The sequence below is a fragment of the Nitrosopumilus maritimus SCM1 genome (assembly GCF_000018465.1).
GTDB classification, from domain to species: domain Archaea; phylum Thermoproteota; class Nitrososphaeria; order Nitrososphaerales; family Nitrosopumilaceae; genus Nitrosopumilus; species Nitrosopumilus maritimus.
Genome location: NC_010085.1, coordinates 168,329 through 193,606, shown reverse-complemented (window position 1 = coordinate 193,606; position 25,278 = coordinate 168,329). Strand labels below are relative to the sequence as shown.

Genomic DNA, 25,278 nt, shown 5'->3' with positions numbered 1-25,278 from the left:
GTCTATTTTACATATTTAACAAGTATGACAAATTTTCAATTTTTAGATTCAGATGGAATAGAATTAGTTAAGATGGCAAGAAAAGTTGTAATTGAATTTTTAAAAAATAATTCTAAAATTATTGATTCAGAATTTGATTCAAAATTTAATTTTAGTTCAGGGGTTTTTGTTACAATAAACAAAGAAAATGATCTAAGAGGGTGTATTGGATATCCAACTCCAGTAAAGAAATTATGTGATGGGTTAGTTGATGCTGCAATTTCAGCTGCTACAAAAGATCCAAGATTTACTCCAGTAACTATTGATGAATTAGACAAGATAACATTTGAAGTAACTGTTCTTACACCTCCTGAAGAAATCAAAGTAGAAGAATATTCAGAGTATCTATCAGAAATCAAAGTTGGTAGAGATGGATTAATTGTGGAAAATAGTTTTTCATCAGGATTGTTATTGCCACAAGTTCCCACAGAATATGGATGGAATGAAAAAGAATTCTTAGAATATACATGTCAAAAAGCAGGATTAAACAAAGATGCATGGAAAGAAAAATCAACAACAATTTTAAAATTTCAAGGAGTTATTTTCAAAGAAGAAAAACCCAATGGGAATATTCTTAGAGAATCACCTAATGGTCTTTTATAAAATAATGTAGATGATAACCTATGATTAGAAAACCAGTTGTTGCCGGTCAATTTTACCCTGGAACAAAAAATGAACTTGAAGAAATGATTAATTCTTGTATTCAGCACAAATTTGGACCTGGCAATCAAATACAAAATAATGAAGGAATTTACGGAGTAATTTCACCTCATGCAGGCTATGTTTATTCGGGACCTACGGCATGTTATTCTTACAAGGCAATTTCGTCTAAAAATCCGGAACTAGTAATCATTCTTGGACCTAATCATTTTGGAGTTGGAAAAGATGTTGCTACAATGGTTAATGCTCAATGGGAAACACCACTAGGATTGGTAGATGTGGATTCAGAGGCTGCAAAAGAGATAGCAAATAATTCAAAATACATAGAGATTGATGAGTTTTCTCATTCAAGAGATCATAGTCTAGAAGTTCAAATTCCTATGTTGCAATCAATCTTTTCTGAAAAATTCAAAATCCTTCCAATAATTTTACGCGATCAAAGTTTAGAAATGGCAAAAGATGTGGGAAATGCAGTAGCACAAATTGCAAAATCAAGAAATACAATGATTGTTGCATCATCTGATTTTACACATTATGAAGAAAATTCTTTTGCACATTCTCAAGATAAAGCATTGATTGAGCCAATATTAGAAATGGATGTTGAAAAATTCTATAGTGTTTTAATGGAAAAAAGAGTAACTGCATGTGGTTATGGAGCTATGGCATCAGTGATGATTGCATGTAAAAATTTAGGTGCGGTTAAAGGAGAATTACTAAGTTACACTACAAGTGGAGATGTTATGGGAGATACATCATCTGTTGTTGGGTATGGTGCGATTAAATTTATTTAAAATTATTTAGGAATTGCTCGTGGAACAAGTTTCCCATGACCAAGTTTTCCAATAACTTCAAAGTCTTCAGCAATTAATTCTCCTCGTACTATTGTTTTAACAGGCCAGCCTTTCAAATTTCTACCTTCATAAACGATGTAATCTGAAAACCCACCAAATAATTCAGATGTTACTTTCTTTTCTTTTTTCAGATCAATCATAGTAACATCAGCATCAGAATTCTTTTCAAGAGTACCTTTTTGAGGATACATTCCAAATATTTGTGCGGCATTTTGGCTTGTAAAGCGCACAAATTGCTCTAAAGTAATTTTATTCTGGTTTACTCCATCATTGAGTACAATAGGAAGTACAGTTCCTATTCCTGGAAATCCAGCTAATGCAGACCATACATCATCTCCACCCAATTTGAGTTTGAGTTGATTTGCAACATGATCAGTGCCTATAGTATCAATTTGATTTGAAGAAAGTGCACCCCATACTGCTTGTCGGTCAGTTTCTGTTCGTATTGGAGGCATTACTTTAGCAAGATAGCCATTTTGTTTTTCATAAGATAATGTCAAATAGTGAGGACATGTTTCGACAAAAATCTTTGTTCCTAGTTTTTTTTCTTCTTGAATTTGTTTTAGAGCTTGTTCTGAACCAATATGAACAAAATAGATAACACAATCATAATCGCGTCCAAACTTTGAAACAGTTTTGATGGCTTTTGCTTCAAATTCAGGGGAACGACTTTCAGACCATGCAGACAATCCATCTTGGTTTTTCTCTCGTGCAGTTTGAATTCCACATCCACAGGATTCATAATCTTCTGCATGAACCAAAACAGGACATCCAAGAGAAGCTGCAGTTTTTACAGTCTGCTCAACAATCTCATCAGTTACATCAACGTTAGCTGCAACAAGTTTAGAAGAATTTGGTGGCATATCCATGTAAACATGACCAATTTCGCCGCCAAGATTCATGTAAATTTTGAATGAGGTAATTCCTTTTTTCACACAGTAATCCATTTCATTAATTTGTTGAGGAGTAAAAACAGATGCATGTATTGCATAGTCAACATAATGATTTTGAGATGCAGCATCTAATTGATCTTGGAGTGAATTAGAAAATGGGTCTCCCAATCTAAGCATCCTCATCATAGTTGTAACACCACCAATTGCAGCAGCATGAGATTCTGTCTTTGCTGCCTCGTTGATTGGAGAATAAACACCATAGTGAACATGTGTATCAATTGGACCAGGAACAGAAATCAGTCCATTTCCATTGATTTTGTTATCACATGCAGGAACATCATTTGTGAGGCTAACTACTTTTCCATCATCAATTACGATGTTTTTATCCACCATTCCTTGCGGGAGTATAACGTGTGAATCAACAATTACAGCATCATAAGTCATTTGAAAATTTTATTGCCTGCAGTCTATTAATGCCTTGAGATAGTCAATCTCTTCAAATATATTTATTCAAAAACCAGATACGATAACAATAGACATGGCAGAAGATGTATGTGATTTTTGTAAAGGAGTTGGCTCTAGTGGTTCAAATGTATGTGTATATTGTAATGGTACAGGAGAATGGAATCAAGCTGCACAAGCATATCTGAAAAATCATATCTGTCAATGCATAGTAATGGATAGAAAATTTTGTCCGGTTTGCAACAAACCATGTCATCATGACACATCACTTAATCCAAAACAAAAAATTGATCCAGGATATGGCGGAATGTCAGAAAAAGAAGTTACAGTGATGACATAAGCATCAAGGATTTATCTTCTCAACAAAATATTTTCCATCAACAGTTCTACATTGTCGTGGATGAGATTCCATTACAAGATTACCTGCAGAAATACAGTCTTCAAAACTATCAATTAAAGAAAATTGTTTTTTAATTGATTCAAAAATAGTGATTTTTGGGATTTCACAAGAAGCAGTAATGCAATTGAAGGTTTCAAATTCATTTACTAACGGAATAAAGAATATCACTACAACAAATACTGAAATAATACAGAGTATAGTTATCACTAGATTTTTGATCACTAATTGCTTTGAATAGCAGAACAAATATCGGTTATGATTAATTTGTAAAAGACAAAGTAGAATATTAAGAAATTACCAAAAAAGATTTAGTAAAAAGTGATTCTTTTTGACTCTGATTTTTTAACAAAGACATGATAGTAGGATATTCATTGAGTCAGAGACATCTCGCGGTGTTAGCTGGGGGCCTAAAAGCTCACATAAACTAGTTAATACAATTACAGAGTCTCCATAGCAAAGGAGACTGCTTTTTTCTCTGGAGATTAATCTTTAGCCAGTTTGGATCCTAAAGTAATTAATATTCCAAAAATCGAAGCAGAGTATGTCATTTGGTGAAGTTGATACACTAAACATGCTCTTTGACAAACTGCAAAGTTTGTTTGATGAATCACAAGGATACTATGAATCATTTCTAGATACCAACAATATGTACAAAAAAGGTCAGATTAGTGACAAAGAATTCTTTCAAAAATTAGGAGATTATACAGTAGCATATTCTGCATTAGAATTTCTAGCAATCAAAGTAATCTTTGAATTAAAAAAATCAATTGGTTCAGGTTCTGGAAATACACAATCACCGGGTTTGATGCCAGGTATGGGACAACCAGGAATGATGGCAGGAGGAATGCCAGGTGGTATGCCATCAAGAGCAGGAACTGCACAAAATCCAGTTGGTGGAGGTCCACCAGGAATTGTATCTGCACAAGAAGCTTTCAATGATGTTGGCACATTACCATCACCAGATCCTGCATTAATGCCAAGACAAACTGCACCTCAAAGTAATGGAAATGGATGTTCATCATGTGGTGCAGAGTTAAGACCAAATGCAAAATTCTGCACAAAGTGCGGAGCTAAAGCATAAAATTAGAAATTAAAAATTAGATTATTCTTGAGTTGTTCCACATTCTGGACAAAACTTTGCGGTTGCTGAAAGACTAGTACCACATTCTGAGCAAAACTTTCCATCAGTTTTTTGTTCAGTGTAAGCATTTCCCATCAAGCCTGAGCTTTTGACTGCACCAGATGGTTCATACTTGTCGTCATCAATCAAAACAGGTTCAAAGTCTTGTTCTGTTAGAAAAGTCATCATTCTTGGAATACCTTTTCCGTCATTGTTTGGATCTGGAACAGAGTCACCTAACCAAAACGCAAATCTCATCAAAGTTAGTTCTGGAGTGGAAAAGGCCAGAGTGTGTTTTGACATGTATTCTTGTGCTGCTTTTTTGCCATCAAATACTTCCATGAAGATAATATTTCGTGTTTATGTATAATAGTTTCTGGAAAAGTGGACCGGGAGGGAATCGAACCCTCGACATCCTCGTTGCGAACGAGGCATTATACCCCTAAACCACCGGCCCCTAAACTACTCTTGGAGTTGTGTTTTTATTCATTTATCAAATTTTGTTTGATTAAACAAAAAATTAGAAATTGTTAGAAAAATACGGAATTAAATGTAAAAATAAGAAAAATATGTTTTTTGAGAATTTATGCCAGGGCTCTGTCAATCATATTTTTGTATGATTCTTTAGAAGCAGCACCTACTTGCTGGCTAACTATCTCACCTTTGTTTAGGAGAATTAAGGTTGGAATACTAAAGACATTGTATTTTGATGCCAATTCATTAGCCTCATCAACATTAACCTTGACAAATTTTACTTTGCCATCATAGTCACTTGCCAGTTCTTCAACTACTGGACCTACCATTCTACATGGACCACACCATTCGGCCCAAAAGTCAACAAATACAGGGAGGTCAGAGTTTATCACATCAACTTCCCAAGACTTTGCATCTGAAATTTGTGTAATTCCCATTGTACTGGTAATTTGTTATTCGTACCTAAAAACGTTCACCAGAATTTACACCATATTTTTTGGTGGAAAATAGATTCTGATATATACTTAAATGACGTTTTGATAAATCCCAGTTATGAGTTCAGAACTTAGAATTAAAAAATTAAGAGGTTCTGGCGGCTATGTAATGGCCCGTGTAACAGATGAACAACAAATGAAAGGTAATCTTGGTGGTCCAGATCTGTTTTTGGCACCAATTGGTAGATTAGATGCTGATAAAATTTCTAAACATTTTTGCAACACTTGTGAAAAAGAGTTTGAAGGAGCTCCAAAAATTGAATTTGAAAATCCAAATGAAGAAGTTGCAGAAAATTTAATTCTTGCAGAAAGAGGACAATACATTTGCAATACATGTGAAGCATCAATTGCAGAATACAGAGAATTCAAAAAACAAGACGAAGCAGGAGATGTTGGAAATGCAAAACCATTAGAACCACAGACAGAAGTTGCTCCACAAGTTGAAACGCCACAAGAACCAACAGTAGAAAGTGTTCCACAACCTGTTGAAGAACCTCAAGTACAATCTACACAAGAAACAGCAACTCAGCCAAGTCCTGCAACATCAGTAAGTTCAATCGAAGGCAGAGCAGTATATGATGAAAATGCCAACAAAATTGGAATTGCAAAACAAGTTGGAATTGATTCAACACAATCAATGGTTCTAGTAATTACTCAAAATGACGGAAGTGAAGGCAGTATCCCATGGAAAAGTATCAAAAAAGTGGGCGAAGTCATCTTATTGGGAAATCCAGAAGAGAGTGCACCTCTAGGAAAATGTTCAAGTTGTGGATTTGTAAATAAAGAGGGTTCAAAATTCTGTGAAGAATGTGGAACACCACTTCAATAGCCAGTAAATTTAATCAAGGGTACTAAAGGCGATTATGTAATTGGGAAAAAAGTCTATTTCAAAAGGAGTTATCAAAGATATTATTATTGTTGCCGTTGGTGTTTTGGTAATTTGGATTGGTCTTCAAATTGCATTTGGAACGCCTAATCCATTTTATGTGGTTGCAAGTGGAAGTATGATTCCAGCTTTAGAAGTTTATGATGTCTTGATGGTTTCAGGACATGAGCCGTTTAATGAGTTAGAAGTGGGAGACATTATCGTGTTTGATCGTCCTTCTGATCATAATAGAGTAATTGTGCATAGAGTTGCGTCAATCTTAGATGAAGATCCTCGAACAATTAGAACAAAAGGAGATGCAAATCCAGCTTCAATTCCAGGTACAGACTTTCCAATTACTGAAGAAGAATACATTGGAAAAGTAGCATATACACTTCCACAAGTAGGATATGTTACACAATTACTAAAACCACCAATCAACTATGTCATAATTGCAATTGTAATTGGAATAATGATATTCAAACAATTTGCAAAAAGAAAAGAGGAAAAAGAATTACCATTTGAAGATCCAATGGATTCAGAAAATCCTGACACAATTGAAGAATTGTCAGACATTGACAAGATTGAGGAGGACACAGAGTATTCAGAATCTACTGAATTAAACAATGTTGAAAAAAATGACGAATCGACTGAGACAAAATCAGACGATCCTACAGAACATAGTGAAGAATCTAAAGAAGAAAAGAAAGAGTAGTTGTTTATTTCAGGCAAACAGGTTCACATTATGCCTAAACAACACAAGATCGTCCTGTTTGCTTGGTAGTATAATTACGTGAAAATTACTAAAAAAGGATCCTAAGTATTGTTAAGTTTCAAAAGAGTAGAATTGTTTATGAATTGGTAAAAAATCAGAGTACAGAATCTTTTGTCTTGAAAACTCGCTTAAAGTATTCAGATGACTCTTTAGGCTCTTCAACATCATTTGTGATTCCTGCTAGATTCTTTGCAAGGTTCTTTTTGTATCCAACTTGCATTTGTCTCTGAATTTGTATTCTTTGGGCCTGTGGAGAACCTGCGCCATGCATGGATTCAGTAAGATATCCAACTGCATTTCTGCCCAAGGTCATGTTTTCAATTAATCTAAGAATTCTCATTCTGTTTTCCACATCAACACCTTTTCGGCCTGCAAGGTATTTTTTGAGTAATGGTCCTGCTTCAGGATGTCTAAAGTCTTTTTCAGATGGTAGAGTAACTACTAATCCTCCTGCAATATCTTGAGCTAATCTGCTAATCTCATATGGGAATCTAGTAACATTATGTTTGCAAACTTGTGCAAGCATATCATCATTAAGATATACACCAGATTTCATCTTTTGTCCTTGATGTGAAGATGCAATACCTGCTGCAAATATTGTTTCATTAAGATGAGTCATCTCAATGATTTTGTCTTTGATATGTGAAACTTTAGGAACTCCGTTATAGTCTGCAATTGTTGCAGCAGCTCCAATTAAAACATCTCCAAGTCCTGTTTTGCAAACATAGCTGCGTCTATGATAACATGTAAAACGTTCTACAAGCATTGATGCAAACTCATATTCACCATGCATGAAGACCTTATCCCATGGGATGAATACTCTATCTAAGATGATTAATGCTTCTTGTCCACCAAATTTTGCATTACCATCATCAATATCACCTTCTTCCATGCTTCGAGTGTCACACGATTGTCTACCGTAAATGTAAGTGACACCTTTTGCATCTGCAGGAATTGCACCAACAATGGCCCAATCCTTGTCAGATTCTGTTAATCTAATGGTTGGCATCAAAATTATCCAGTGAGAGTTTATACAACCAGTTTGATGTGCTTTAGCACCAGAAACGTAGACTCCTTTTTCATCAGTATCAACAATTCTTGTAAACAAGTCAGGGTCATCTTGTTCTGAAGGTCCTTTGCTTCTATCTCCTTTTGGATCAGTCATAGCACCTCCAATTACAAGATTTTCTTGTTGTACCATTTTAACAAATTCTAAGAATCTTTTATGATAATCAGTTCCATGTTTCTCGTCAATTTCAAAAGTTGTAGAATGCAAAGAATTCATTGCATCCATTCCAACACATCTTTGGAAACATGTTCCAGTATTTTGACCTAATTTTCTTTGCATCTTGTTTTGTAAAACAAGGTCTTCAGCACTTTCTGCAATATGTAAAAATCGATTTACCTTTAGTCCAGTAATTGACGAATCAGCAGAAGCTAATGCTTCTTCACGTAATGCAAGATCATAAGTTTCGGCAACGGCATTAATGGAAGGTCTAATCATTGGGTGGTCTACAGGCTCTTTGACTAATTCTCCAAAAAGGTAAACTTTGAGATCACGTCCTCTAAGACTTTCAATATAGTCATCACCACTTCTAATTGTCTTTAGGACATTAGCCATGTAACAATAATCATCTTCATGTTGTATAAATATTCTAAATTTGTACGCGTAGAAATTTACGAATAAACTGCGATCAAAGACCTATTCGGACATCTAAAATTCTGCAACCCTTACCTTTTTCCATGACAAGTACAGGATTCATGTCCAATTCTTTGATCTCTTTAAAGTCAGAAACTAGTTGAGATAATCTCTGAATACACTCAGAGAGTTTTACAATATCAGATGGTTTCTCACCTCGAACTCCTTGTAGTAGTTTTTGAGTTTTAATTGATGCAATCATATCATCAGCTTCCTTATCAGTTACTGGAGCAAGTTTGAATGTTACATCCTTGAGAACCTCTACGTATATTCCACCCATACCAAGCATAATTACTGGACCAAATCCAGGTTCTAATTTGGAGCCTATGATCAATTCTTTTCCACCTTTGACCATCTCGACAATCAAAACACCCTTTATCTCGGCTTTCTTGTTGTACTTTTTAGCATTCTTTACAATAGTTTTGAAAGCATCTTTTACTTCAGCATCATTTGTTAAATTGACTTTAACACCACCTGCATCAGATTTGTGAATAATTTGAGGAGATGCAATTTTCATTACAACTGGATAACCAATCTTTTTTGCAGCCTTTACAGCTTCTGCTTCATTCTTAGCAAGTGTACTTTTAGGAAGTGGCAAACCATATGCTTTGAGAACTTCTTGTCCTTCTTCTTCTAAGAGATTTGGTCTTTTTTCTTTTTTAACTTGATCAAATATTTTTTTGGCCTTTGCTTTGTTTACTTTGAATTTGGTAATTTTACCAGGAGAAGATTTAACCCAATCAGAGAATCTAATCATAGCAGCAAGAGTTCGGATAGCACCTTCTGCATAAGTATAATATGGAACATTTCCGTCAGCTAAGATTTCTCTATTAGTAACTCCTTCATCTAATCCCATTAAACTTGCAAGCATGGTTTTTTTGTATTTTTTTGACATCTCAACAATAACCTCTGCAAGTTTATCATAATTCAGCGTACCAGAAGGTGTACACATTGAGATAACAGAACCAACTTTTGGATGTTTTAAGACACGGTCCAAAACATTATGGAATCTATTAAAATCAGCATCACCAACAATATCAACAGGATTTCTAGAACTCCCCCAAGGAGGAATTACTTCATCAATTTTCTTTCTTATACTTGTAATATCTGCCATTTTGATTTTTGCCTTTGAACATGCATCTGTAGAAATGATTGCAGGTCCACCAGCATTTGATACAATTACTAAATCACCATTAGATGGTAAAGGTTGTTTTGAGAATGCTGTTGCATAATCAAATAGTTCTTCCATAGTATCAACTCGGATTGCACCAGATTGTTTCAGTAATGCATCATAGATTTCATCTGAACCCATTAAGGCTCCAGTATGAGACATTGCGGCTTTTGCACCTTCAGGACTGCGTCCAGATTTAAGAACTAGAACAGGTTTTTTGAGTTTTTTAGTAATATTTTTACAAACTTTGAGGAATTCTTGGCCATCACCCATATCTTCAAGATACATTACAATAACCTCTGTTTGTTTGTGATTTGCAAGAATTTTTAGAACGTCGACTTCACTCATTACAGCTTTGTTTCCAAGACTAACAACAGCTGAGAATCCAATTCCTTGTGCACTAGCATCTTCAACTAGTGCAGCACAAATTGCTCCGCTTTGTGAAACAAGTGCAATTTTTCCAGACTTTGGTGTAACTTTAAGAAAAGTAGAATTCATCATTGTTTTTGAATCAAGATTCATGACACCAAGGCAATTAGGTCCAACAACTTGCATGTTGTATTTTTTTGCAATGTCTATGACTTGTTGTTCTCTTTTCGCTCCTTCTTCATCTACTTCTTTGAAACCAGCTGTTATGATAATTACGCCTTTGATTTTCTTCTTTCCACATTCTTCTAAAACAGGAGTAACAAGTGTATTTTTGATAACAATAACTGCAAGATCAATTGATTTTGGAACATCTAAAACACTCTTGTATGCTTTTTTGTAAAATACAGTGTCTCTTGTAGGACTAATAGGGTATACTGTTCCCTTGAAACCATTCATAATATTTGATGTAATAGTAGCACCAACACTTCCTCTCTTATCAGATGCACCAATTACTGCAATTGATTTTGGTGATAAAATAGGAGAATCAGTCATGGATAAGTTGGATCTAAGGATTTTGTATAATAAAGTTATTCATGGAAATTACTGATCTCTAAAATTTAGCTTCCCAGCATTTTTCCTGCCAGATTTTCTTTTCGAGGTACCCAAACAAGGGATAACTTTGAAAATTTTCCAATTATACTCCAAGCTTCTCTTGCCAGATCACGTAATTGTTCATTATTTATTGCAAATTCATGATTTAGTTGATTTACAGTATTTTTTGAATCACTGTAAATTGTAATTTCATCATCAGAATCAACAAATTTGTTTAATGCAGAAATTATTGCCAGATATTCAGCCTGGTTATTGGTAATTTCAGGTTTTTTTTCATAAAATGATTCCCCTGTTTCTTTTACAAAATAACCATATCCACCGTTTGAACCTCCTGAACCATCAACAAAAATACTAATTCCCATCTTTGTACAACCTCGTTATCTTTACACTTAGATTTACAACTATCATGTAAATGATAGTAGATATTCCTTGAGATATAATTGATGCCAAGTAGGGATCATAATTAATTGTAAGTAGATAATATTGTAATGCCCATCTTGCAATTGTATAGATGATCTCTGCAATTCCCAAGGAAGCAATTAATTTTTTTAAATCATGTTTTAATTTTATAGTATCAGTTTCTCCATTTTCTAAACGGTATTTCTTTCGGTTATCAAGATAGAATAGTCCACTAAAAACAGAAAAGTAAATGGCATAATCAGCAATAGTTGTATAAGTTGTATTCAGATAGTCAGCTTGATCAGATAAAATTTGTGCGATAACTGCAGAAATTGTTATTGATGCAGCAAAAGCAATTAGAATATTCTTGTTAAGTTTTAGATATTCTTGCAGCATGTGTTTTGACAGATTTTGTTACAATTAAACTAAGATTAGTCCAAAGTGATTTTTAAGAATATTATCAATCCTACCAACTCAGCAACACCAACTCCTAACATGTATGGGAATATTTCATTAGAAAATAGATGTTCCATTGAGAAATAAGCCATTGCACCAACAACATTATGCAAAAACAACATAGCTGCAACAACAATCATTCCAAGTGGGAGTTGAGCTCTTGTTTTTCCATACATATTTCCAAATATTGCAATCAAAATTCCCAATATCCCCATATTGATAATTGAGACAATTGACAAAATCAGAGATGTAGGCTCCATTTAGAGAAAAACACCTCTTGAGCTTTTATTTACTTTTATCCAATTTTTCCTCAATTTTATCAAATGTCTCCATATTTACTTCAAGAAAGGTAGAAATGAAAAACATAATTCCATATTTTTCACCTGTTTTTGTAATCAAATTATTTTTCTCAAGAACTTTGATATGATGCTGAATCGCTTTGTAATCTAGACCTAGCTCATTTGCCAATTGGTTAGTGTTTAGTGGGTTTTCTTTTAATTTTGAAATAATTTTTAATCTAGTCAGTCCTCCTCGAGAACCAGCAAAAATGAACCAGAGTAATCGTTTTGCATCAGGATCATTTGCCATAATGAATGCAAAATCTTCTCGCCTACCACTAAAAGGTATTTTGTGTTAAGTTAACCAAAGTATAAAAAACATAATTGTCCAAAAATAGCTGAAATAAAAATGATGTTAAATTATGATGCACCACTATACAGACCTCCTTCAGAAGCAAGGTCATTAATTTTTCAAGTCACGTTAGGTTGTTCATTTAACGAATGTTCATTTTGTGATATGTACAGATCAAAAGAATATTCTGAAAGACCATGGGATGAAGTAAAATCAGAAATTGATATGATGGCAAAATATTTGCCAGATACCAGAAGAGTTTTTCTTGCAGATGGAGATGCATTAAATCTTGACTCTGAATACATGATAAAAATTGTAAAATACATTAGAGAGAAGTTCTCAAAGATTGAAAGAATTTCTTGTTATGCAATGCCCATGAATATTCTAAAGAAAACTTCTGAGGAATTAAAGAAGATGAATGAAGCAGGTCTTGACATGTTTTATTTGGGAATTGAGAGTGGTTCAGATATTGTTTTAAAAAAAGTAACAAAAGGAGCAATTGGAAAAACTATCATTAAATCAGTCAACAAAGCAAAAGATGCAGGTTATGTTATGTCATGTATGGTGATTTTAGGTTTGGGAGGTAGAAAATATTCTAAAGAACATATCAAAGGCACTGCTGAAGTAATTAGTGCTTGTTCACCAAATTATGTAGGTGCATTAACTCTTTATTTAGAAAATGGAATAAAGCAAGAATTTCTTGACAAGTACCAAGGGGAATTTGTGAGAATTAATGATGATGAATCATTAGAAGAATTACAAAGTTTGATTGAACAAATTGATACCACAGATGAGATTGTTTTTAGAGCAAACCATGGCTCAAATGCATATACAATCAAAGGTACATTTCCTCAAGATAAACAAGAAATGTTAGATAAGATAGAATGGATGAAGCAACATCCAGAAATTATGCGTCCTCAAGGATTAAGAGGATTCTAGATAAAATTTTCTTGGTAAATATACACTACTTTGAAGATAGTTACAGAATAGTCCCCATCAAAGATTTTCTTTGTATCACCGTTTTCAGAGTGTAAAACTCTGAATTTGTATTCGTAGGTACCATCTTCTCCTACATCAGTTTGAGCAAAGTGAACAGCATCATTATTTTGGAAAATCTGAATAATAACTGGATATCCCTCAACATGATTTGCAATCTTTCCTTCTACAAATCCCCATGGTAAATCGTTATTTTCAGGGGCATGGAAAACAAGTGTTGATTTTTCTAGTCCCATCATCCCATTAAATGGAATGATTTCTGTTTGGGATGTATGTGTATGATCATTAACCATTATTTGACCAGAATGAGGATGTGCAAAAGCTGAATCTACAGATAATGACAAAAAGATTGCCATAACAAAAATACTAGAAAATAAAATTATTCGATTCATATCAAAAATTAACCAGAGGTCAATTTAAGATTTTTACTTACAAGCTATCAATTACAGGCTTGAGATTGTCTGGTAATTCTGGTAATTCCGTATGGCTTTCATTATTTTGAAGAATTTCAGGACCAATACGTCTGACTCTTTGAGTTCCAATCAGGGTATCTATATTTCGCTGAATGTCTTTTTCAGAAAGTATGCTTTTTAATTTCTCAAGTAAAGTGGCTTCATCCTCATATTTTTTGATTCCATATTGAATCAAGATTATTTTTTCCTCAGAAGAAAATTCGGTCATAATGATTCTAAGTAGTTTAAGGCTAAAAATCTTTGATTATAGAAATATAGTTAAAATATAATGAATCGTAAAATATCTTGTTTGGTAAGCAAGTTACAATTAATTCAAAATGTTTTAGGCATGAAAAGATATGCCACAATTGCAATAATTAGTGGAACAGCACTGGGCTTCATCTATTATTTTTTAACAATGTCAATGCTTCCTTCACATTTTGATGTAGCAGTAGAAATATCTCCATCATACATTGCAACATCAATTACATTAACAGTTGTAATATCAGCGTTAGCTGGTATCAATTTTGCAATGATGGCATTTAAAATGAAAAGAATGAAGATGGTGAATTCAGTAAAGACTAACTCATCAGCAGTTTTAGGAGGAGCATTTGCAGCATTTACTCCAGGATGTCCTGCATGTACAGCACCACTTGCAGTAATTTTAGGTGCAATTGGAGGATTATCATTATTCCCAATGCAAGGATTAGAATTGAAATTTGTTTCAGTAGGAGTATTGATATTTTCTATTTATTGGATTGCAAGAGGATTACAAAGTAAAAGTTGTTGTAAAATAGGATGAATATTATTTATCTTGATTTTCATAATATAATCGAATAACTTCATCAACTACAACATTAGTATCGTCATCTTTTTCAGTACTTACAAGAAGTAGATGATCATCACCAAGATAAAATGAGAATCGTTTAACCTTATCATATTCACCAAGAGTGTAGATAGTTTTTCCAAGCCATTTTGACATATCTTTACGGGCTTTCCAATCTAGTATGGATAAATTTACCAGTTCTTTTTCGGCATGGTCTGAAAGCAAGTTTTTTACACCTTCTCTCATACCACCACCCACATGAACTGCCCATTCATCATACACGGTAGCAAATCGAATTTTAGGATCAGCATCTAAAATCTGAGAGCAGAATTTTTCATAATCCAATAATTTTCTATAAAACAGGAATTATTAAAGTGAAAAATCAAATCAGGCACAGTTTTTTAAAAAAATGTTCAAAATCTACATTTTAAATGAATTTAGAAAATCTTATCATCTAGAATGATTTCTAACAATTATGGAAATTCAGAATGCTGTTGAAAAAATTTTGAAAGTCAGTCCTTCTGTAAGAGTAGTAAGTGTCTGTGATCTCAAAGGCAAATTACTGTACTCAGCACGTTCTAAGAAGGTAAATCTTTTGGTGTCAAAAAAACAAAGTGTGGCATCATTAAAAGCTGCAGCAAAAGATTGGAAGCAACGAAAAAAACTGATGAGAAGTTTGGGACCATGCAAATATGTTGTTGCAGAATATGACAAAGTCAAGAGACTAGTTATTCCTGCTGGAAAAAACCATATTCTGTATATCACTACAACTGCTTCTCTAGATCATAACAAAGTTGTTAGAAAAGTACGTTCTTTCAAGTAGCTTACAATCAAAATTTTTTTAATGAATTTTTTATTTTAAAATCTTGGATAAGATTATCTAAGCAATGTACATTCATTGATTGGTTTGTATCGACTATCAGAGTTTTCTTTTTCCAGTTCCTCTACCTGAACTCACCCACATACCTTTAGTGGATTTTGTTGGTGTGCTTTCAATATCACCGAATTTGATTTTACCAGTTCCTCTACCTACAGTGATATACTTGTCAGAAGCTGCTTTTTTTCTTGCATCTTGAAGTTTTTTGAAATCATTTCCTGCCCAAGCAGAATCGTTGTCATCAACTTCAATTATTCTTGTACCCCGACCAGTTCGAATTCTTCTTTTTGCCAAAATGAACCATATAATGATACCAATTATCATTAATAAGATTTGAAAATATGGGCCCACGGGGATTTGAACCCCGGATCTTCGCCGTGTAAGGGCGACGTCATAACCGACCTGGACTATGGGCCCAGAAACCAACGTTGTTAAAAACCATTTAAACTTTGAGAAAGGTCAGAATCTAAAAATTTGATAAAAAAACAGCAATTTTGTGGTTCTTGTAAATTTTTTTTCTAGTCCAATAGGATTAGGTCATGTAACAAGAGATATTGCAATCAAGAATAATTTCCAAAATATTACAACTAATTTTGTTACAGGTAGTGGTGCTGCTAAAATTCTAAAGAAATTAGAAATTCAGGTTGATGATGTATATCATCCACCATCATTCATTGTTGAGAATGGTACATTGAAAAGTCCTGCAAAATGGCTTTGGAATTACTATCAATACTATAAAGATTGTAAAAACATTTCACGAAATATTTTAGAAAAAAATAGATCTAATATTGTGATTAGTGATGAGGATTTTGCTTCACTAACAGTAGCTCAAGAAATGAAAATTCCAACTATTTTGGTTACTGATATTTTAGAGACACATTTTACAAAAGGTCTAGCATCATTTATCGAAAAAAAGATGAATAAATCAATGCAAGAGATCATAAAAAAATGTGAAATTGTCATATTGCCAGAAATAGGTGATGCACAAGACAACATACAAAGAGTAGGACCCATAGTACGACAAACAGATCACACTAGAGAACAATTACGAGAAAAATTTTCATTTGATAAAAAAACAATTGTTATTTCAATTGGTGGAACTGATGCAGGATTGTTTTTAATTGAAAAAGCACTAGAGGCAATTACAAAAATCAATCAAGATGTTAAAATTGTACTAGTTTCAGGTCCATCAGTTGAAAAAAAATTTGAGAATGTAGAAAATTTGGGATTTGTAGAAAATTTGCATGAAATAATTTTTGCAGCTGATGTGTTAATTTCACTTGCAGGAAAATCAACAATTGATGAGGCTAATGCATATGGTACGCCCGCAATATTCATTCCAATTAAAGGTCATTTTGAACAAGAGGATAATGCGAAAGAACAAGGATTTGTTTTTGAAGATATCAAAAGACTTGACAAGTTAATTCTATCAAAATTAGAAGAAAAGAGAAATAAAGTCAATACCGAAGGTGCAGTAAAAGCTGCAAAAATCATTCAAAGCTTAATAGATAACTATTGATTTTTGTTAAAGTACTATGACAAAGCTGGTAGTAGCAAAATTTGGAGGTAGTGCAATAGGTCCCAATGGAGTATCTATTCCAGAAATCATTCAAAGAATCACTAATCTAAAACAAGACTCCAAAGTTATTGCAGTTTTTTCAGCCCCTTTGACATTAGATAATGGGAAAAAACGTTCTCTAACAGATGTAATGTTAGAACAAGGAAGAAATGCTGAAAATGGCGTAACGCCATCATTAGATATAATCAAATCAACATATGAGAAAATTTTAGAGTTAGTTGATGATGAAAATAAAGGAAAATGTGAAAATGTAATTGAACAGAATCTTGAAAAGGCAAAAAAAGCACTAGATGAGGCATTTGAAAGCAAAGAGTTTGTTGATGAAGTTCGTTCACGCGCACTGGCATTCTCAGGAGAGATTTTGATGTCACATGTAATGAACTACATTCTAAGAAGCAATAAGATCAAAGCAGAAACCGTGGATTTTGAGGATTGGCCTATTATCACAGATAACAACATAGAATCAACAAATTTTCTTACATCAGAATCTCGCACAAAAATGGACAAAACTGCAGAATTGGTAGAACAAAACGAGGTGGTTACAATAGGAGGATTCATTGGAAAAACAGTAGATAATGTTACAACTACATATGAGCGTGGAGGCTCTGATCGTACTGCAGCAGATCTAGGCATTTTATTTCATAAAAGTTATGAAACTAGTATTGATTTTGAAAAAGATAGTGCAGTAGTTTCAGCTGATCCAAAAATTGTTGAATCAGGATTAAGAGAAGTTCATCAATTATCATACAATGAAGCAAGACTTGCAGGAATGTTTGGAATGAAGATACTAGATCCAATAGCAATTAAAGAGATTGTTGAAAATGGTGTCGATATGCCAATTACAGTTACAAATATGAAAAATCCAGATAAAATTACCACAATAAAGAGAATTTTAGACGAACAAAAAGGTCATCCTATCAAAATTGTTACAGGAAAAGAAAATTGTGCAATTTTTAGAATAGAAACAAACTCAATACAAAAATTACTGACATCATTAGACAAAGACAAGCGTTACAGTGAATTTGTGATTTTATCTCCATTTACAAAAGATGGTATAGAATTTTCAAGAATATTATTTTTGGATGGAGATTATGTTAAAAGAAATGAAAAATACTTGTTAGGATTTGATTCTCTTGCAACAATAACATACAACAGAGGAGTCATCACATTAATCGGGGATGAAATGTGGAGAGTTCAACAAGTTGCATCCAGAACAAGTGCAAAGATTGGTGAGGCAGGATTGAATATTTTGAATATGGATGCACAAGAAGAAACTTCAAGAATAATTATTGTTGTAGAAGATACAAAAGACAACATTAGAAAAGCAATCAGTGCAATACACCAAGAGATTTCAGAAATTAATTTTATTTAGTGAAAGTGTGGCGCACGGGTTTTCACACCAGTAGCGCCATCAAGGGTTTGTTCTTGGACCATTATCTAGATTCAGTCCGGCGTTACCCTAAACACGCGATACTATACTTTGCATTTGCTACTATTTAGAGCTGATCTATATAGATCAGATTACATACGCTCAGCAAAATACCATAGAATTATTCCAACACCAAGAATTCCATACCATTTGAAATTTTTCTTATTTGTAAAAATTGTTGGCGAGCCTAGCTGTTCATCTCTGTAAGTAGTTTGACGAATTTTTCTCATTTCAAATGCCTGACCAATTAACCCAATAACAAGTAGTGCAATTGCAATATATCCCAAAGTCCACTCCACATCACAATTTGAGTCTAGTCAGATATGTAGTTTCATACTAGAAATTGCATCAAAAGATAATTCTTTAAATTAGCATAGTTTTTTTCCTCTCCTATGAAAGAAGTTGGAAAAATCTGGATGAATGGAAAATTAGTACCATTCAAGGATGCCAAAGTTCATGTTCTAACTCATGCATTACATTATTCTACATCAATCTTTGAAGGAATCAGATGTTATAATACGCCAAATGGTTCTGCCATTTTCAGACTACCAGAACACGTAGATAGATTCTTCAAATCAGCAAAATTGTATTCCATGAAAATGCAGTTTTCAAAAAAAGAAATTTCTGATGGAATCATCAAAACAGTAAAGGCAAGTGGACTCAAAGAGTGTTACATTAGACCACTAGCATACTATGGATATGGAACAATGGGTTTAACTCCAACACAAAACAAAGTAGATGCTTCTATTTCATGTTGGGAGTGGAAGATGGGTGAATCAAAAGCAGGGAAATTCTCAGGAGCAAAATGTAAAGTATCAAGTTGGATAAAGATTGATTCCAGATCTCAACCAACACAAGCAAAAGCAGCATCAAACTATGCAAATGCAGCATTAGCTAGAATGGAAGCATTAGAGAACGGATATGATGAAGCAATCATGTTGAATTGGCACGGAAAAGTTGCCGAAGGTAGTGCCGAGAACATCTTTGTTGTAAAAGATGACATTATTCAAACACCTCCATTGTCTGCAGGAGGATTAGAAGGAATAACAAGAGATAGTGTCATACAAATCATTGAAGAAAATGGTGGATTTGTTATTGAACGAGATTTGGAAAGAGATGATCTGTATGCTGCAGATGAAATATTCATGACAGGTACTGCTGCTGAAGTAAAATCCGTAACACAGATTGACAAAGTAAAAATCGGTAATGGAAAGATGGGCCATATTACAAAAGCACTACAGAAGTCATTTACGGATGTAGTTATGGGCAAAGATGAAAGATTCTTGCCTTGGTTGACATACATCTAAAATTCCAAGAGGTTTTTTACCCACAAAAATACATAGAGATTATGGATTCATGTGCAACCGGAGACACACAAGAAATTTGTTGGTTTTGCAGAAAAGGTCGTCATGAAGATTGCATGAAGGAAATTCCCACTCAAGGAAAATCAGATGGTCCTCATGACTGTACGTTTGATACAAAACTCATTCCATGCAAATGTAATTGCTAACAATTAGTATCAAATACAGCTATATCTCAAAAAAATCCATGAATTATGATGAAAGTTTTTGGAGAAAATATGCAGATGAGAATGAATCAAGGTATAATGAAGAATTTGCAAAATTTACAAAAGATCTTGCAATATCGTTACGATGTACAAGTGTTTTAGAAATTGGATGTGGGACTGGAATTGATTTAAGATTATTTCCAGATACATTTCAAATTCATGGAGTTGATCTAAATGAATATGCATTAGACATGGCAAAAGAAAAATTCCCAGTTGCTAATTTTAAAAAAGGAAGCATTACAGATTTACCATTTGAAGATTCATCAATAGATTTTGTTTTTACTCATGGGTTATTGAATTATTTAGATGAAGATATACTAGAAAAAGGGATTTCAGAGATGTATAGAGTGGCAGGAAAATATGTCATGAATTGTGAGAAATATAGCAACATAGAAGAAAAAATTGATGAGAATCAAACATCTCGCAATATGGTCAAACGGTGGATGAATTACAAAGTAAGAATTGTGAGTGATGTGGATATGCATGAGGATATTGAACCTGAGAAAAAACGATTTGTGCTACTAAAAAAGATCTAATTAAGTTTCAATTTTATTATCTTGAGACAACAACTTTGGCATTTCTATAGTAAATGTTGTAGGATTATTCTTGACAGAAATAGTTCCTTGATGCAGTTCAACAATATTTTTACAACTTGCCAAACCTAAACCAGTACCCTTCTGCTTAGTGGTAAAAAGAGGTTCAAAGACATTATCAATAATATCTTCTGGAATTCCAGGACCAGAATCAGAGAATTCTAATTTTACTTTGTCATCGGTTTCACTTATGTCTATAGTAATTTTACCACCGTTATCAGACAGTGCTTGAATTGAATTAATTAGGAAATTAATAAAGACAGCATCAATTTTTACAGGATCACAATTGATGTTCACATCCTTTTCAGAGATGATGATTTTTACATTAGATGGAACGTTAATTTTTTCTATAGAAGTTTTTAAAAGTTCATGAACTGAAGAGTTTGCTAATCTTAGAGGAGAATTTCTAACATATCCTAAGACATCATCAACTTGGTGAGAAATTCTAGTTATGCTTTTATCAATTAAGTCAAGGCGTTTTTGTACATCTGCATCAGAAAAAGTTCTATCGGATGGTTGTTTTTTTAACAATTCCACAGACAATTTCATTATAGATAATGGATTTCTAAGATCATGTGCAAGACGTCCAGATAATTCACCGATTGCAGAAAGACGTTCTTGTTTTAGTATTTCCTGTGTTTTTTCTTCAACAAGATTTTCTAAATTACTTTTTTGTTCTTCAAGTTCTTCAGTACGTATATGTACAAGTTTTGTGAGATTTTTATTCAAAATTACTATCATGGCGGTAAAAACACTCAACATGCCAACAATTCCAATTACAATATTGAATAGTGAAATTTGTTCATTAGATTGAATAAAAATTGCCTGAATCATAATGATGAAAATCACCATTGCGATAATTGCCAAGGTTAAAGGAATGCCAAATTTTGTAATGGTTTCAAATTTTACATGTTCAGAAAAAAACATCTCTTGATTTTTTTCAGTTGGTTGATTCGCAAATTTCCAACGAACGAGAAGTGCAAAAATCAATAAAACATAACTATAGACATAGAGTAAATCGACAGGATGACCATCATAATATGAGCCATCTAATTCTGCAAATAGAAAGAATGTGTCGGATATGCTATAAACAATAATTCCAAATAAAAACAATATCCACGAAAAATTTGCAGCCTTTTTACCAAGGTAAAAGAGACCAAGAAGTGCCGGAACCAATTGGACAGAAGACATTGCAGGATATGCAAGTGCAATTGAAACTGCAAACACTTCATCCCCTTGAATATCATCATATGCAACCAAGATAGAAGGTATGAATAAAGAAAAAGACAAAGCTATCGAAAATAACCAAGCATTTTTGCTGATTGATTTAAAAATAGGTTTTAGTAAAATGAATAAAAATAAAGTTATGAGTGGATAGGCTGCAATATAAAAAATATCAGCTTCGGATGGAAATGGATCCCTCATCCAAACTTGTTCGTACATTAACCAAATCAGTTCAGCTATAAACCAAGAAAGAGAACCAATTGCAAACACGAGAAAAGCTTTTGCTTGAAAATTTTGTTGTTTGTATAATCGAATTGCTAAGACAAAAGCATATCCTGAAAGTAATGCAGGAAGAATAGTGTAGGTAGGGATAGTTATCCATGAAAATTGAGAATCATCTAAAAAAGGTCTTAGTTGGTATAGTCCAGTAAAAAATACTAACGTTAAGATTAACATGAGCAAAATATGACTTTGTTTAAAGAACACATTTTCTGTAAGGGTAGAATTTTCATTCATACTTTAACACTTGAACTAAAAGTATTCCAAATGTATAAGAAGATTTTTGTAACTACATTTAGAAAAAATATACTTCTGAAAAAACAACTGATAATAGCGGGTCTAGAGGGATTCGAACCCACGACAGCAGGATTAAGAGTCCTGTGCGCTACCTGGCTGCGCCATAGACCCACCAAAAATGGTATGCCTAGAGTTGTTATTAATCTTAAGTTTGGAAAATAAAGGAAAATTATGTTTTATGCTTTAGCTTCAATTTCATTGTATTTTTCAATGATTGCAGTTAGTGCAGTTGAAACTGGAACATCATTCATCTTTTTCTTTTCGGCAAGAAGTTTTTGGTATGCTTCGAGTGTGATGTATACTGGAATTGAACCATTTCCTTCTAACAAACCTCTAACGTTGTAAAGGGCAGTTTCCATTCCTCTCTCAGCAGATTTTGCAAACTTTGCTTTATCCATAATTGCTCCTAGTGGACCAAATGGCATTTCATAATCTACTGACATTGTAACTCTTGTGAGGTTATTTCCTAATGATTTGAACTCATTAGTGATTTGCCATTTCTTGAATGGACCTTCAATTTGTTTTGCAGTAATTTTCTCATTTCTAACAAATTCGGTTGTCTCACAATCCCACTCTAAACGTTTACCGCTAAAGTCACCGATAATTCTAAAGGTTGTACCTACACCCATTCCTTCCTTAATATCCATAGGAACTACTGTCATACCTACTGCATCAGTTTTGATTTGATCAGAAACATGTTCTGGTCTTGCAAAGTAGGTAAAGACATTCTCAACAGGTGTCTTAATATCGATTGATTTTGTTACGAGGGTCAACGATTCAATGTCTTGCCAATAAGGATTTAAAGGTTTTGAAGATTTCCGAAGGGAATCTAGTTACAATATATTCGTCTAATTCCAATATTATTCCATATGGCAAAAAAGCGATCAGTTTTGATCCTATCTTTTTTGATACTTTTTTCAATTCCAGGACTAGGTGATGCATTTGCCCACTCCATGTTCAATTCTGCAGAGCAGTCTAATGGAGGATACAGAGTCCAAGTCGCAACTGCCCCAGAATTTCCACAGATCGGAGAGCCATCTCAATTTTTGGTAAAAGTGACTGAAGGATTTGATTATGAAGATGTTGATAGATTCACAATGGGAATGAAAATATTCTATAATGGAAAACAAGTGGATGCCATACAACCTACATCAGTAGAGGGATCCCATTGGGACTTTGATTATGTATGGAGAAATTCAGGAAATCATATTGTAGATGTATACTTGTACGATATGCCAAATAATCCCGAACCACTTTCCTTCAAGTTTAACATGGGTACTCAGAGTCCGTTTGGGCAGATTTTCATCATTGCAATTACTATAGGAGCACTATCGATGACAGGAGTATTCTTGTACATCTATATGCCAAAAATTTTCAAAAAATCTAGACTTTGATCTCTTGGGATTCTCGTGAAATTCTAAAGGCAAACAAGGCAGTTAACAATACCATTGAGAATAACAATATTCCAATTCCCAAGTGAATTGCAACTAGAACCGCATGAAGTTTTGTGTCAATTACTAGTGCACCAAGTGTAATTTGGGTAATAACAAATACTGTTGCAAGTGTACTTGTAACTTTAATTTTTGTATCAGCTCTTTTGTTGAGAAAGCTTGCAACCATAGTTGCAATAACCAAAACACCTGTAGTAGCAGCTGCCAATCTATGAATCCATTCAATAAGATATTCTTCAGATGGCATTACACCATTTGGACATAATGGCCATTCAGGACAAGTTAGTCCCAATCCAGCTGCTGAAATATATCCACCTAAGAACATAAGTGAATACAATACAATCATTGTTGCTAGAGCAAGATATTGGATAGCCAAAATTTTTCTATTCTATTGTGATGTTGCCAACCATCCAAGGATGAACTATACAATAGTAAGGATATTCACCTGGTTCATCAAGGGTTACAGAGAATGTTAAACCTCCAGCAAGTATACTACTGTCAAATATTCCATCAGGACCATCTGCAGGAGAACCGCTTGTAACAGTATGAGCAGCAGTGTCATCATTTGACCAAACAATCTCGGTTCCTGCTGGTGCTGTTACATGATATGGGATATAGCATTCATTTGTTTCCTGACATCCAGGAACTCCAGAGCCTTCTGGGAGGGATATTGGACCATCATATGCAACTGGTTCAGTTGAAACAGGAGCCTTTTCTTCGGCTGGTTCAGTTGCCATTGGTTCTGGTACGGCTTCAACAACTTCTTCTGGAACCTCGGCGTCACCTACAATGATTTTTCCAACCATTCCTTGTTCTCTGTGACCAGGAACTGTACAAATGTAATAGAATACGCCTTCTTCACCTGCGATAAATTCTGAAGTTCCACCTTCACCTGATTTTAGAGGATTTGCTGGACTTGCAACTTCACTTCCTGGGAAAATTCCTCCAAAGCCCTCAGTGTCTGCTGTAACACCAAAGGAGTGGAATGATACACCATCATTTACTACGTTAAAGATTACTTTGTCACCAACTTCCATGTTGATTGTTGGGTTGTTACCAGGTTCACCAGGTAATGCATTAAATGCTAAAGTGATAAAGTCAGAAGATTCGATAAATGAAAGATCAGATGTAATGGTTGCACCAGTGTGAACTGCAACTGCAGTTGGTGTAGAATCACCTCCCATCATTGCAACAACTGGGGCAGGTTCTGAAATCCAATAATCCCAAAGTGAAAAGAAGATTGCTCCACCTACAATACAAATACCTAGCATAATTGCCATCATTTTTCCTGTTCTTGCAGGGGTTGTTAGATAGTATTGATTTTCAGTCATTTCATTAA

At 33.9% G+C, this 25,278-nt stretch carries 34 protein-coding genes and 3 tRNA genes; 15 read left to right on the top strand and 22 right to left on the bottom strand.

The genetic code is table 11. The features are described from left to right. The first annotated feature begins 24 nt into the window (after nucleotides 1–24). Complete coding sequence (locus tag NMAR_RS01130) at nucleotides 25–642, top strand: TIGR00296 family protein (protein WP_012214599.1); 618 nt, start codon at nucleotides 25–27, stop codon at nucleotides 640–642. A gap of 20 nt (nucleotides 643–662) precedes the next feature. Continuing rightward, nucleotides 663–1,490: an AmmeMemoRadiSam system protein B gene (gene amrB / locus NMAR_RS01125; RefSeq protein ID WP_012214598.1), complete on the top strand. Its 828-nt coding sequence runs from the start codon at nucleotides 663–665 to the stop codon at nucleotides 1,488–1,490. A gap of 2 nt (nucleotides 1,491–1,492) precedes the next feature. Here the strand turns inward: amrB and NMAR_RS01120 are convergent, their stop codons facing one another. Then, complete coding sequence (locus tag NMAR_RS01120; RefSeq protein ID WP_012214597.1) at nucleotides 1,493–2,887, bottom strand: dihydroorotase; 1,395 nt, start codon at nucleotides 2,885–2,887, stop codon at nucleotides 1,493–1,495. Nucleotides 2,888–2,981: 94 nt separating this feature from the next. On the opposite strand from NMAR_RS01120, the gene NMAR_RS01115 reads away from it, so the two are divergent. Next, the gene (locus NMAR_RS01115) at nucleotides 2,982–3,245 is read left to right on the top strand and encodes a hypothetical protein (protein ID WP_012214596.1); all 264 of its coding nucleotides are present in this window, start codon (nucleotides 2,982–2,984) and stop codon (nucleotides 3,243–3,245) included. Nucleotides 3,246–3,248: 3 nt separating this feature from the next. On the opposite strand, the gene NMAR_RS01110 is transcribed toward NMAR_RS01115, so the two are convergent. Continuing rightward, complete coding sequence (locus tag NMAR_RS01110) at nucleotides 3,249–3,527, bottom strand: hypothetical protein (RefSeq protein WP_238523181.1); 279 nt, start codon at nucleotides 3,525–3,527, stop codon at nucleotides 3,249–3,251. A gap of 319 nt (nucleotides 3,528–3,846) precedes the next feature. Here NMAR_RS01110 and NMAR_RS01105 point away from each other — a divergent pair, with 319 nt between their 5' ends. Further along, nucleotides 3,847–4,386 carry a zinc ribbon domain-containing protein gene (locus tag NMAR_RS01105; RefSeq protein ID WP_012214595.1) on the top strand — a complete coding sequence of 180 codons (540 nt, stop codon included), beginning with the start codon at nucleotides 3,847–3,849 and terminating at the stop codon, nucleotides 4,384–4,386. 21 nt (nucleotides 4,387–4,407) lie between these two features. Here NMAR_RS01105 and NMAR_RS01100 read toward each other — a convergent pair whose 3' ends face one another. From NMAR_RS01100 to trxA, 3 genes are all read right to left on the bottom strand, one after another. Continuing rightward, on the bottom strand, nucleotides 4,408–4,767 hold the full coding sequence (locus tag NMAR_RS01100) for a zinc ribbon domain-containing protein (protein WP_012214594.1): 360 nt from the start codon (nucleotides 4,765–4,767) through the stop codon (nucleotides 4,408–4,410). A gap of 43 nt (nucleotides 4,768–4,810) precedes the next feature. After that, nucleotides 4,811–4,882 (bottom strand) — tRNA-Ala (locus NMAR_RS01095). A 127-nt stretch (nucleotides 4,883–5,009) separates the two neighbouring features. Next, complete coding sequence (trxA, locus tag NMAR_RS01090; protein WP_012214593.1) at nucleotides 5,010–5,336, bottom strand: thioredoxin; 327 nt, start codon at nucleotides 5,334–5,336, stop codon at nucleotides 5,010–5,012. Nucleotides 5,337–5,451: 115 nt separating this feature from the next. Between trxA and NMAR_RS01085 the strand changes: the two genes are divergently transcribed. Together NMAR_RS01085 and NMAR_RS01080 are read left to right on the top strand one after the other, a co-directional pair. Beyond that, entirely contained in the window at nucleotides 5,452–6,222 is a 771-nt protein-coding gene (locus tag NMAR_RS01085) for a zinc-ribbon domain-containing protein (RefSeq protein ID WP_012214592.1), read from the top strand. A gap of 40 nt (nucleotides 6,223–6,262) precedes the next feature. Beyond that, nucleotides 6,263–6,973, top strand: coding sequence for a signal peptidase I (locus NMAR_RS01080; RefSeq protein WP_012214591.1), 711 nt, complete (start codon nucleotides 6,263–6,265; stop codon nucleotides 6,971–6,973). Between the two features lie 154 nt (nucleotides 6,974–7,127). Here the strand turns inward: NMAR_RS01080 and NMAR_RS01075 are convergent, their stop codons facing one another. The 6 genes from NMAR_RS01075 to NMAR_RS01050 all read right to left on the bottom strand — a co-directional run bounded on the left by NMAR_RS01075 (nucleotide 7,128) and on the right by NMAR_RS01050 (nucleotide 12,327). Then, nucleotides 7,128–8,654, bottom strand: coding sequence for a 4-hydroxyphenylacetate 3-hydroxylase family protein (locus NMAR_RS01075; protein WP_012214590.1), 1,527 nt, complete (start codon nucleotides 8,652–8,654; stop codon nucleotides 7,128–7,130). A gap of 73 nt (nucleotides 8,655–8,727) precedes the next feature. Further along, nucleotides 8,728–10,824 (bottom strand): 4-hydroxybutyrate--CoA ligase, encoded by a 2,097-nt coding sequence (locus NMAR_RS01070; protein WP_012214589.1) that lies wholly within the window; start codon nucleotides 10,822–10,824, stop codon nucleotides 8,728–8,730. Between the two features lie 65 nt (nucleotides 10,825–10,889). After that, entirely contained in the window at nucleotides 10,890–11,246 is a 357-nt protein-coding gene (locus NMAR_RS01065; RefSeq protein WP_012214588.1) for a reverse transcriptase-like protein, read from the bottom strand. After that, complete coding sequence (locus NMAR_RS01060) at nucleotides 11,236–11,679, bottom strand: hypothetical protein (protein WP_012214587.1); 444 nt, start codon at nucleotides 11,677–11,679, stop codon at nucleotides 11,236–11,238. Before NMAR_RS01060 ends, NMAR_RS01065 begins: the two co-directional genes overlap by 11 nt. Nucleotides 11,680–11,714: 35 nt before the next feature. Then, nucleotides 11,715–11,999: a DUF8036 family membrane protein gene (locus NMAR_RS01055; protein WP_012214586.1), complete on the bottom strand. Its 285-nt coding sequence runs from the start codon at nucleotides 11,997–11,999 to the stop codon at nucleotides 11,715–11,717. A gap of 25 nt (nucleotides 12,000–12,024) precedes the next feature. Next, nucleotides 12,025–12,327, bottom strand: a complete 303-nt coding sequence (locus NMAR_RS01050; protein WP_012214585.1) for an ArsR/SmtB family transcription factor — start codon at nucleotides 12,325–12,327, stop codon at nucleotides 12,025–12,027. Nucleotides 12,328–12,426: 99 nt separating this feature from the next. Between NMAR_RS01050 and NMAR_RS01045 the strand changes: the two genes are divergently transcribed. Beyond that, entirely contained in the window at nucleotides 12,427–13,308 is an 882-nt protein-coding gene (locus tag NMAR_RS01045) for a radical SAM protein (RefSeq protein WP_012214584.1), read from the top strand. Here NMAR_RS01045 and NMAR_RS01040 read toward each other — a convergent pair. Continuing rightward, nucleotides 13,305–13,757 carry a hypothetical protein gene (locus tag NMAR_RS01040; RefSeq protein WP_012214583.1) on the bottom strand — a complete coding sequence of 151 codons (453 nt, stop codon included), beginning with the start codon at nucleotides 13,755–13,757 and terminating at the stop codon, nucleotides 13,305–13,307. The two genes, NMAR_RS01045 and NMAR_RS01040, sit on opposite strands and share 4 nt — an antisense overlap. Before the next feature lie 37 nt (nucleotides 13,758–13,794). Continuing rightward, complete coding sequence (locus NMAR_RS01035; protein ID WP_012214582.1) at nucleotides 13,795–14,046, bottom strand: hypothetical protein; 252 nt, start codon at nucleotides 14,044–14,046, stop codon at nucleotides 13,795–13,797. 60 nt (nucleotides 14,047–14,106) lie between these two features. On the opposite strand from NMAR_RS01035, the gene NMAR_RS01030 reads away from it, so the two are divergent. Next, nucleotides 14,107–14,619 (top strand): hypothetical protein, encoded by a 513-nt coding sequence (locus NMAR_RS01030; RefSeq protein WP_012214581.1) that lies wholly within the window; start codon nucleotides 14,107–14,109, stop codon nucleotides 14,617–14,619. A 3-nt stretch (nucleotides 14,620–14,622) separates the two neighbouring features. On the opposite strand, the gene NMAR_RS01025 is transcribed toward NMAR_RS01030, so the two are convergent. Further along, nucleotides 14,623–14,988: a hypothetical protein gene (locus tag NMAR_RS01025; RefSeq protein ID WP_012214580.1), complete on the bottom strand. Its 366-nt coding sequence runs from the start codon at nucleotides 14,986–14,988 to the stop codon at nucleotides 14,623–14,625. A gap of 130 nt (nucleotides 14,989–15,118) precedes the next feature. Between NMAR_RS01025 and NMAR_RS01020 the strand changes: the two genes are divergently transcribed. Continuing rightward, on the top strand, nucleotides 15,119–15,466 hold the full coding sequence (locus tag NMAR_RS01020) for a hypothetical protein (protein WP_012214579.1): 348 nt from the start codon (nucleotides 15,119–15,121) through the stop codon (nucleotides 15,464–15,466). A gap of 96 nt (nucleotides 15,467–15,562) precedes the next feature. Here the strand turns inward: NMAR_RS01020 and NMAR_RS01015 are convergent, their stop codons facing one another. Then, nucleotides 15,563–15,844, bottom strand: coding sequence for a hypothetical protein (locus NMAR_RS01015; protein WP_012214578.1), 282 nt, complete (start codon nucleotides 15,842–15,844; stop codon nucleotides 15,563–15,565). Nucleotides 15,845–15,862: 18 nt separating this feature from the next. Next, nucleotides 15,863–15,937, bottom strand: a tRNA-Val gene (locus NMAR_RS01010). 79 nt (nucleotides 15,938–16,016) lie between these two features. Here NMAR_RS01010 and NMAR_RS01005 point away from each other — a divergent pair. Both NMAR_RS01005 and NMAR_RS01000 read left to right on the top strand, forming a co-directional pair. Then, on the top strand, nucleotides 16,017–17,039 hold the full coding sequence (locus NMAR_RS01005) for a glycosyltransferase (RefSeq protein WP_012214577.1): 1,023 nt from the start codon (nucleotides 16,017–16,019) through the stop codon (nucleotides 17,037–17,039). A gap of 16 nt (nucleotides 17,040–17,055) precedes the next feature. Next, complete coding sequence (locus tag NMAR_RS01000) at nucleotides 17,056–18,471, top strand: amino acid kinase family protein (RefSeq protein ID WP_012214576.1); 1,416 nt, start codon at nucleotides 17,056–17,058, stop codon at nucleotides 18,469–18,471. Between the two features lie 149 nt (nucleotides 18,472–18,620). On the opposite strand, the gene NMAR_RS00995 is transcribed toward NMAR_RS01000, so the two are convergent. Continuing rightward, nucleotides 18,621–18,827: a hypothetical protein gene (locus tag NMAR_RS00995; RefSeq protein ID WP_148680012.1), complete on the bottom strand. Its 207-nt coding sequence runs from the start codon at nucleotides 18,825–18,827 to the stop codon at nucleotides 18,621–18,623. Nucleotides 18,828–18,920: 93 nt separating this feature from the next. Between NMAR_RS00995 and NMAR_RS00990 the strand changes: the two genes are divergently transcribed. The 3 genes from NMAR_RS00990 to NMAR_RS00985 are packed head-to-tail and all read left to right on the top strand — an operon-like array spanning nucleotide 18,921 to nucleotide 20,631. Continuing rightward, nucleotides 18,921–19,835, top strand: a complete 915-nt coding sequence (locus NMAR_RS00990; RefSeq protein ID WP_012214575.1) for a branched-chain amino acid transaminase — start codon at nucleotides 18,921–18,923, stop codon at nucleotides 19,833–19,835. A gap of 41 nt (nucleotides 19,836–19,876) precedes the next feature. Continuing rightward, the gene (locus NMAR_RS09625) at nucleotides 19,877–20,038 is read left to right on the top strand and encodes a hypothetical protein (protein ID WP_012214574.1); all 162 of its coding nucleotides are present in this window, start codon (nucleotides 19,877–19,879) and stop codon (nucleotides 20,036–20,038) included. Nucleotides 20,039–20,076: 38 nt separating this feature from the next. Continuing rightward, a complete protein-coding gene (locus NMAR_RS00985) occupies nucleotides 20,077–20,631 on the top strand; it encodes a class I SAM-dependent methyltransferase (RefSeq protein WP_012214573.1) in 555 nt (184 codons plus the stop codon). On the opposite strand, the gene NMAR_RS00980 is transcribed toward NMAR_RS00985, so the two are convergent. The 3 genes from NMAR_RS00980 to NMAR_RS00970 form a co-directional block, all read right to left on the bottom strand. After that, a complete protein-coding gene (locus tag NMAR_RS00980) occupies nucleotides 20,632–22,428 on the bottom strand; it encodes a sensor histidine kinase (protein ID WP_012214572.1) in 1,797 nt (598 codons plus the stop codon). It lies immediately after the preceding gene. A gap of 97 nt (nucleotides 22,429–22,525) precedes the next feature. Continuing rightward, nucleotides 22,526–22,599, bottom strand: a tRNA-Lys gene (locus tag NMAR_RS00975). A 65-nt stretch (nucleotides 22,600–22,664) separates the two neighbouring features. Continuing rightward, the gene (locus NMAR_RS00970) at nucleotides 22,665–23,261 is read right to left on the bottom strand and encodes an SRPBCC family protein (RefSeq protein WP_012214571.1); all 597 of its coding nucleotides are present in this window, start codon (nucleotides 23,259–23,261) and stop codon (nucleotides 22,665–22,667) included. Nucleotides 23,262–23,357: 96 nt separating this feature from the next. Between NMAR_RS00970 and NMAR_RS00965 the strand changes: the two genes are divergently transcribed. Beyond that, nucleotides 23,358–23,882, top strand: coding sequence for a hypothetical protein (locus tag NMAR_RS00965; protein ID WP_012214570.1), 525 nt, complete (start codon nucleotides 23,358–23,360; stop codon nucleotides 23,880–23,882). On the opposite strand, the gene NMAR_RS00960 is transcribed toward NMAR_RS00965, so the two are convergent. Next, a complete protein-coding gene (locus NMAR_RS00960) occupies nucleotides 23,872–24,315 on the bottom strand; it encodes a COX15/CtaA family protein (RefSeq protein WP_148680011.1) in 444 nt (147 codons plus the stop codon). The two genes, NMAR_RS00965 and NMAR_RS00960, sit on opposite strands and share 11 nt — an antisense overlap. 7 nt (nucleotides 24,316–24,322) lie before the next feature. Beyond that, nucleotides 24,323–25,270, bottom strand: coding sequence for a plastocyanin/azurin family copper-binding protein (locus tag NMAR_RS09620; RefSeq protein WP_012214568.1), 948 nt, complete (start codon nucleotides 25,268–25,270; stop codon nucleotides 24,323–24,325). Nucleotides 25,271–25,278: the final 8 nt, after the last annotated feature.

Bases quoted from the DNA above. Each gene is read 5' to 3' on its own strand.
- NMAR_RS01130 (WP_012214599.1), top strand. From the start codon at position 25: ATGACAAATTTTCAATTTTTAGATTCAGATGGAATAGAATTAGTTAAG.
- amrB (WP_012214598.1), top strand. From the start codon at position 663: ATGATTAGAAAACCAGTTGTTGCCGGTCAATTTTACCCTGGAACAAAA.
- NMAR_RS01120 (WP_012214597.1), bottom strand. From the start codon at position 2,887: ATGACTTATGATGCTGTAATTGTTGATTCACACGTTATACTCCCGCAA.
- NMAR_RS01115 (WP_012214596.1), top strand. From the start codon at position 2,982: ATGGCAGAAGATGTATGTGATTTTTGTAAAGGAGTTGGCTCTAGTGGT.
- NMAR_RS01105 (WP_012214595.1), top strand. From the start codon at position 3,847: ATGTCATTTGGTGAAGTTGATACACTAAACATGCTCTTTGACAAACTG.
- NMAR_RS01100 (WP_012214594.1), bottom strand. From the start codon at position 4,767: ATGGAAGTATTTGATGGCAAAAAAGCAGCACAAGAATACATGTCAAAA.
- trxA (WP_012214593.1), bottom strand. From the start codon at position 5,336: ATGGGAATTACACAAATTTCAGATGCAAAGTCTTGGGAAGTTGATGTG.
- NMAR_RS01085 (WP_012214592.1), top strand. From the start codon at position 5,452: ATGAGTTCAGAACTTAGAATTAAAAAATTAAGAGGTTCTGGCGGCTAT.
- NMAR_RS01075 (WP_012214590.1), bottom strand. From the start codon at position 8,654: ATGGCTAATGTCCTAAAGACAATTAGAAGTGGTGATGACTATATTGAA.
- NMAR_RS01070 (WP_012214589.1), bottom strand. From the start codon at position 10,824: ATGACTGATTCTCCTATTTTATCACCAAAATCAATTGCAGTAATTGGT.
- NMAR_RS01065 (WP_012214588.1), bottom strand. From the start codon at position 11,246: ATGGGAATTAGTATTTTTGTTGATGGTTCAGGAGGTTCAAACGGTGGA.
- NMAR_RS01060 (WP_012214587.1), bottom strand. From the start codon at position 11,679: ATGCTGCAAGAATATCTAAAACTTAACAAGAATATTCTAATTGCTTTT.
- NMAR_RS01055 (WP_012214586.1), bottom strand. From the start codon at position 11,999: ATGGAGCCTACATCTCTGATTTTGTCAATTGTCTCAATTATCAATATG.
- NMAR_RS01050 (WP_012214585.1), bottom strand. From the start codon at position 12,327: ATGGCAAATGATCCTGATGCAAAACGATTACTCTGGTTCATTTTTGCT.
- NMAR_RS01045 (WP_012214584.1), top strand. From the start codon at position 12,427: ATGATGTTAAATTATGATGCACCACTATACAGACCTCCTTCAGAAGCA.
- NMAR_RS01040 (WP_012214583.1), bottom strand. From the start codon at position 13,757: ATGAATCGAATAATTTTATTTTCTAGTATTTTTGTTATGGCAATCTTT.
- NMAR_RS01035 (WP_012214582.1), bottom strand. From the start codon at position 14,046: ATGACCGAATTTTCTTCTGAGGAAAAAATAATCTTGATTCAATATGGA.
- NMAR_RS01030 (WP_012214581.1), top strand. From the start codon at position 14,107: ATGAATCGTAAAATATCTTGTTTGGTAAGCAAGTTACAATTAATTCAA.
- NMAR_RS01020 (WP_012214579.1), top strand. From the start codon at position 15,119: ATGGAAATTCAGAATGCTGTTGAAAAAATTTTGAAAGTCAGTCCTTCT.
- NMAR_RS01015 (WP_012214578.1), bottom strand. From the start codon at position 15,844: ATGATAATTGGTATCATTATATGGTTCATTTTGGCAAAAAGAAGAATT.
- NMAR_RS01000 (WP_012214576.1), top strand. From the start codon at position 17,056: ATGACAAAGCTGGTAGTAGCAAAATTTGGAGGTAGTGCAATAGGTCCC.
- NMAR_RS00990 (WP_012214575.1), top strand. From the start codon at position 18,921: ATGAAAGAAGTTGGAAAAATCTGGATGAATGGAAAATTAGTACCATTC.
- NMAR_RS09625 (WP_012214574.1), top strand. From the start codon at position 19,877: ATGGATTCATGTGCAACCGGAGACACACAAGAAATTTGTTGGTTTTGC.
- NMAR_RS00985 (WP_012214573.1), top strand. From the start codon at position 20,077: ATGAATTATGATGAAAGTTTTTGGAGAAAATATGCAGATGAGAATGAA.
- NMAR_RS00980 (WP_012214572.1), bottom strand. From the start codon at position 22,428: ATGAATGAAAATTCTACCCTTACAGAAAATGTGTTCTTTAAACAAAGT.
- NMAR_RS00965 (WP_012214570.1), top strand. From the start codon at position 23,358: ATGGCAAAAAAGCGATCAGTTTTGATCCTATCTTTTTTGATACTTTTT.
- NMAR_RS09620 (WP_012214568.1), bottom strand. From the start codon at position 25,270: ATGACTGAAAATCAATACTATCTAACAACCCCTGCAAGAACAGGAAAA.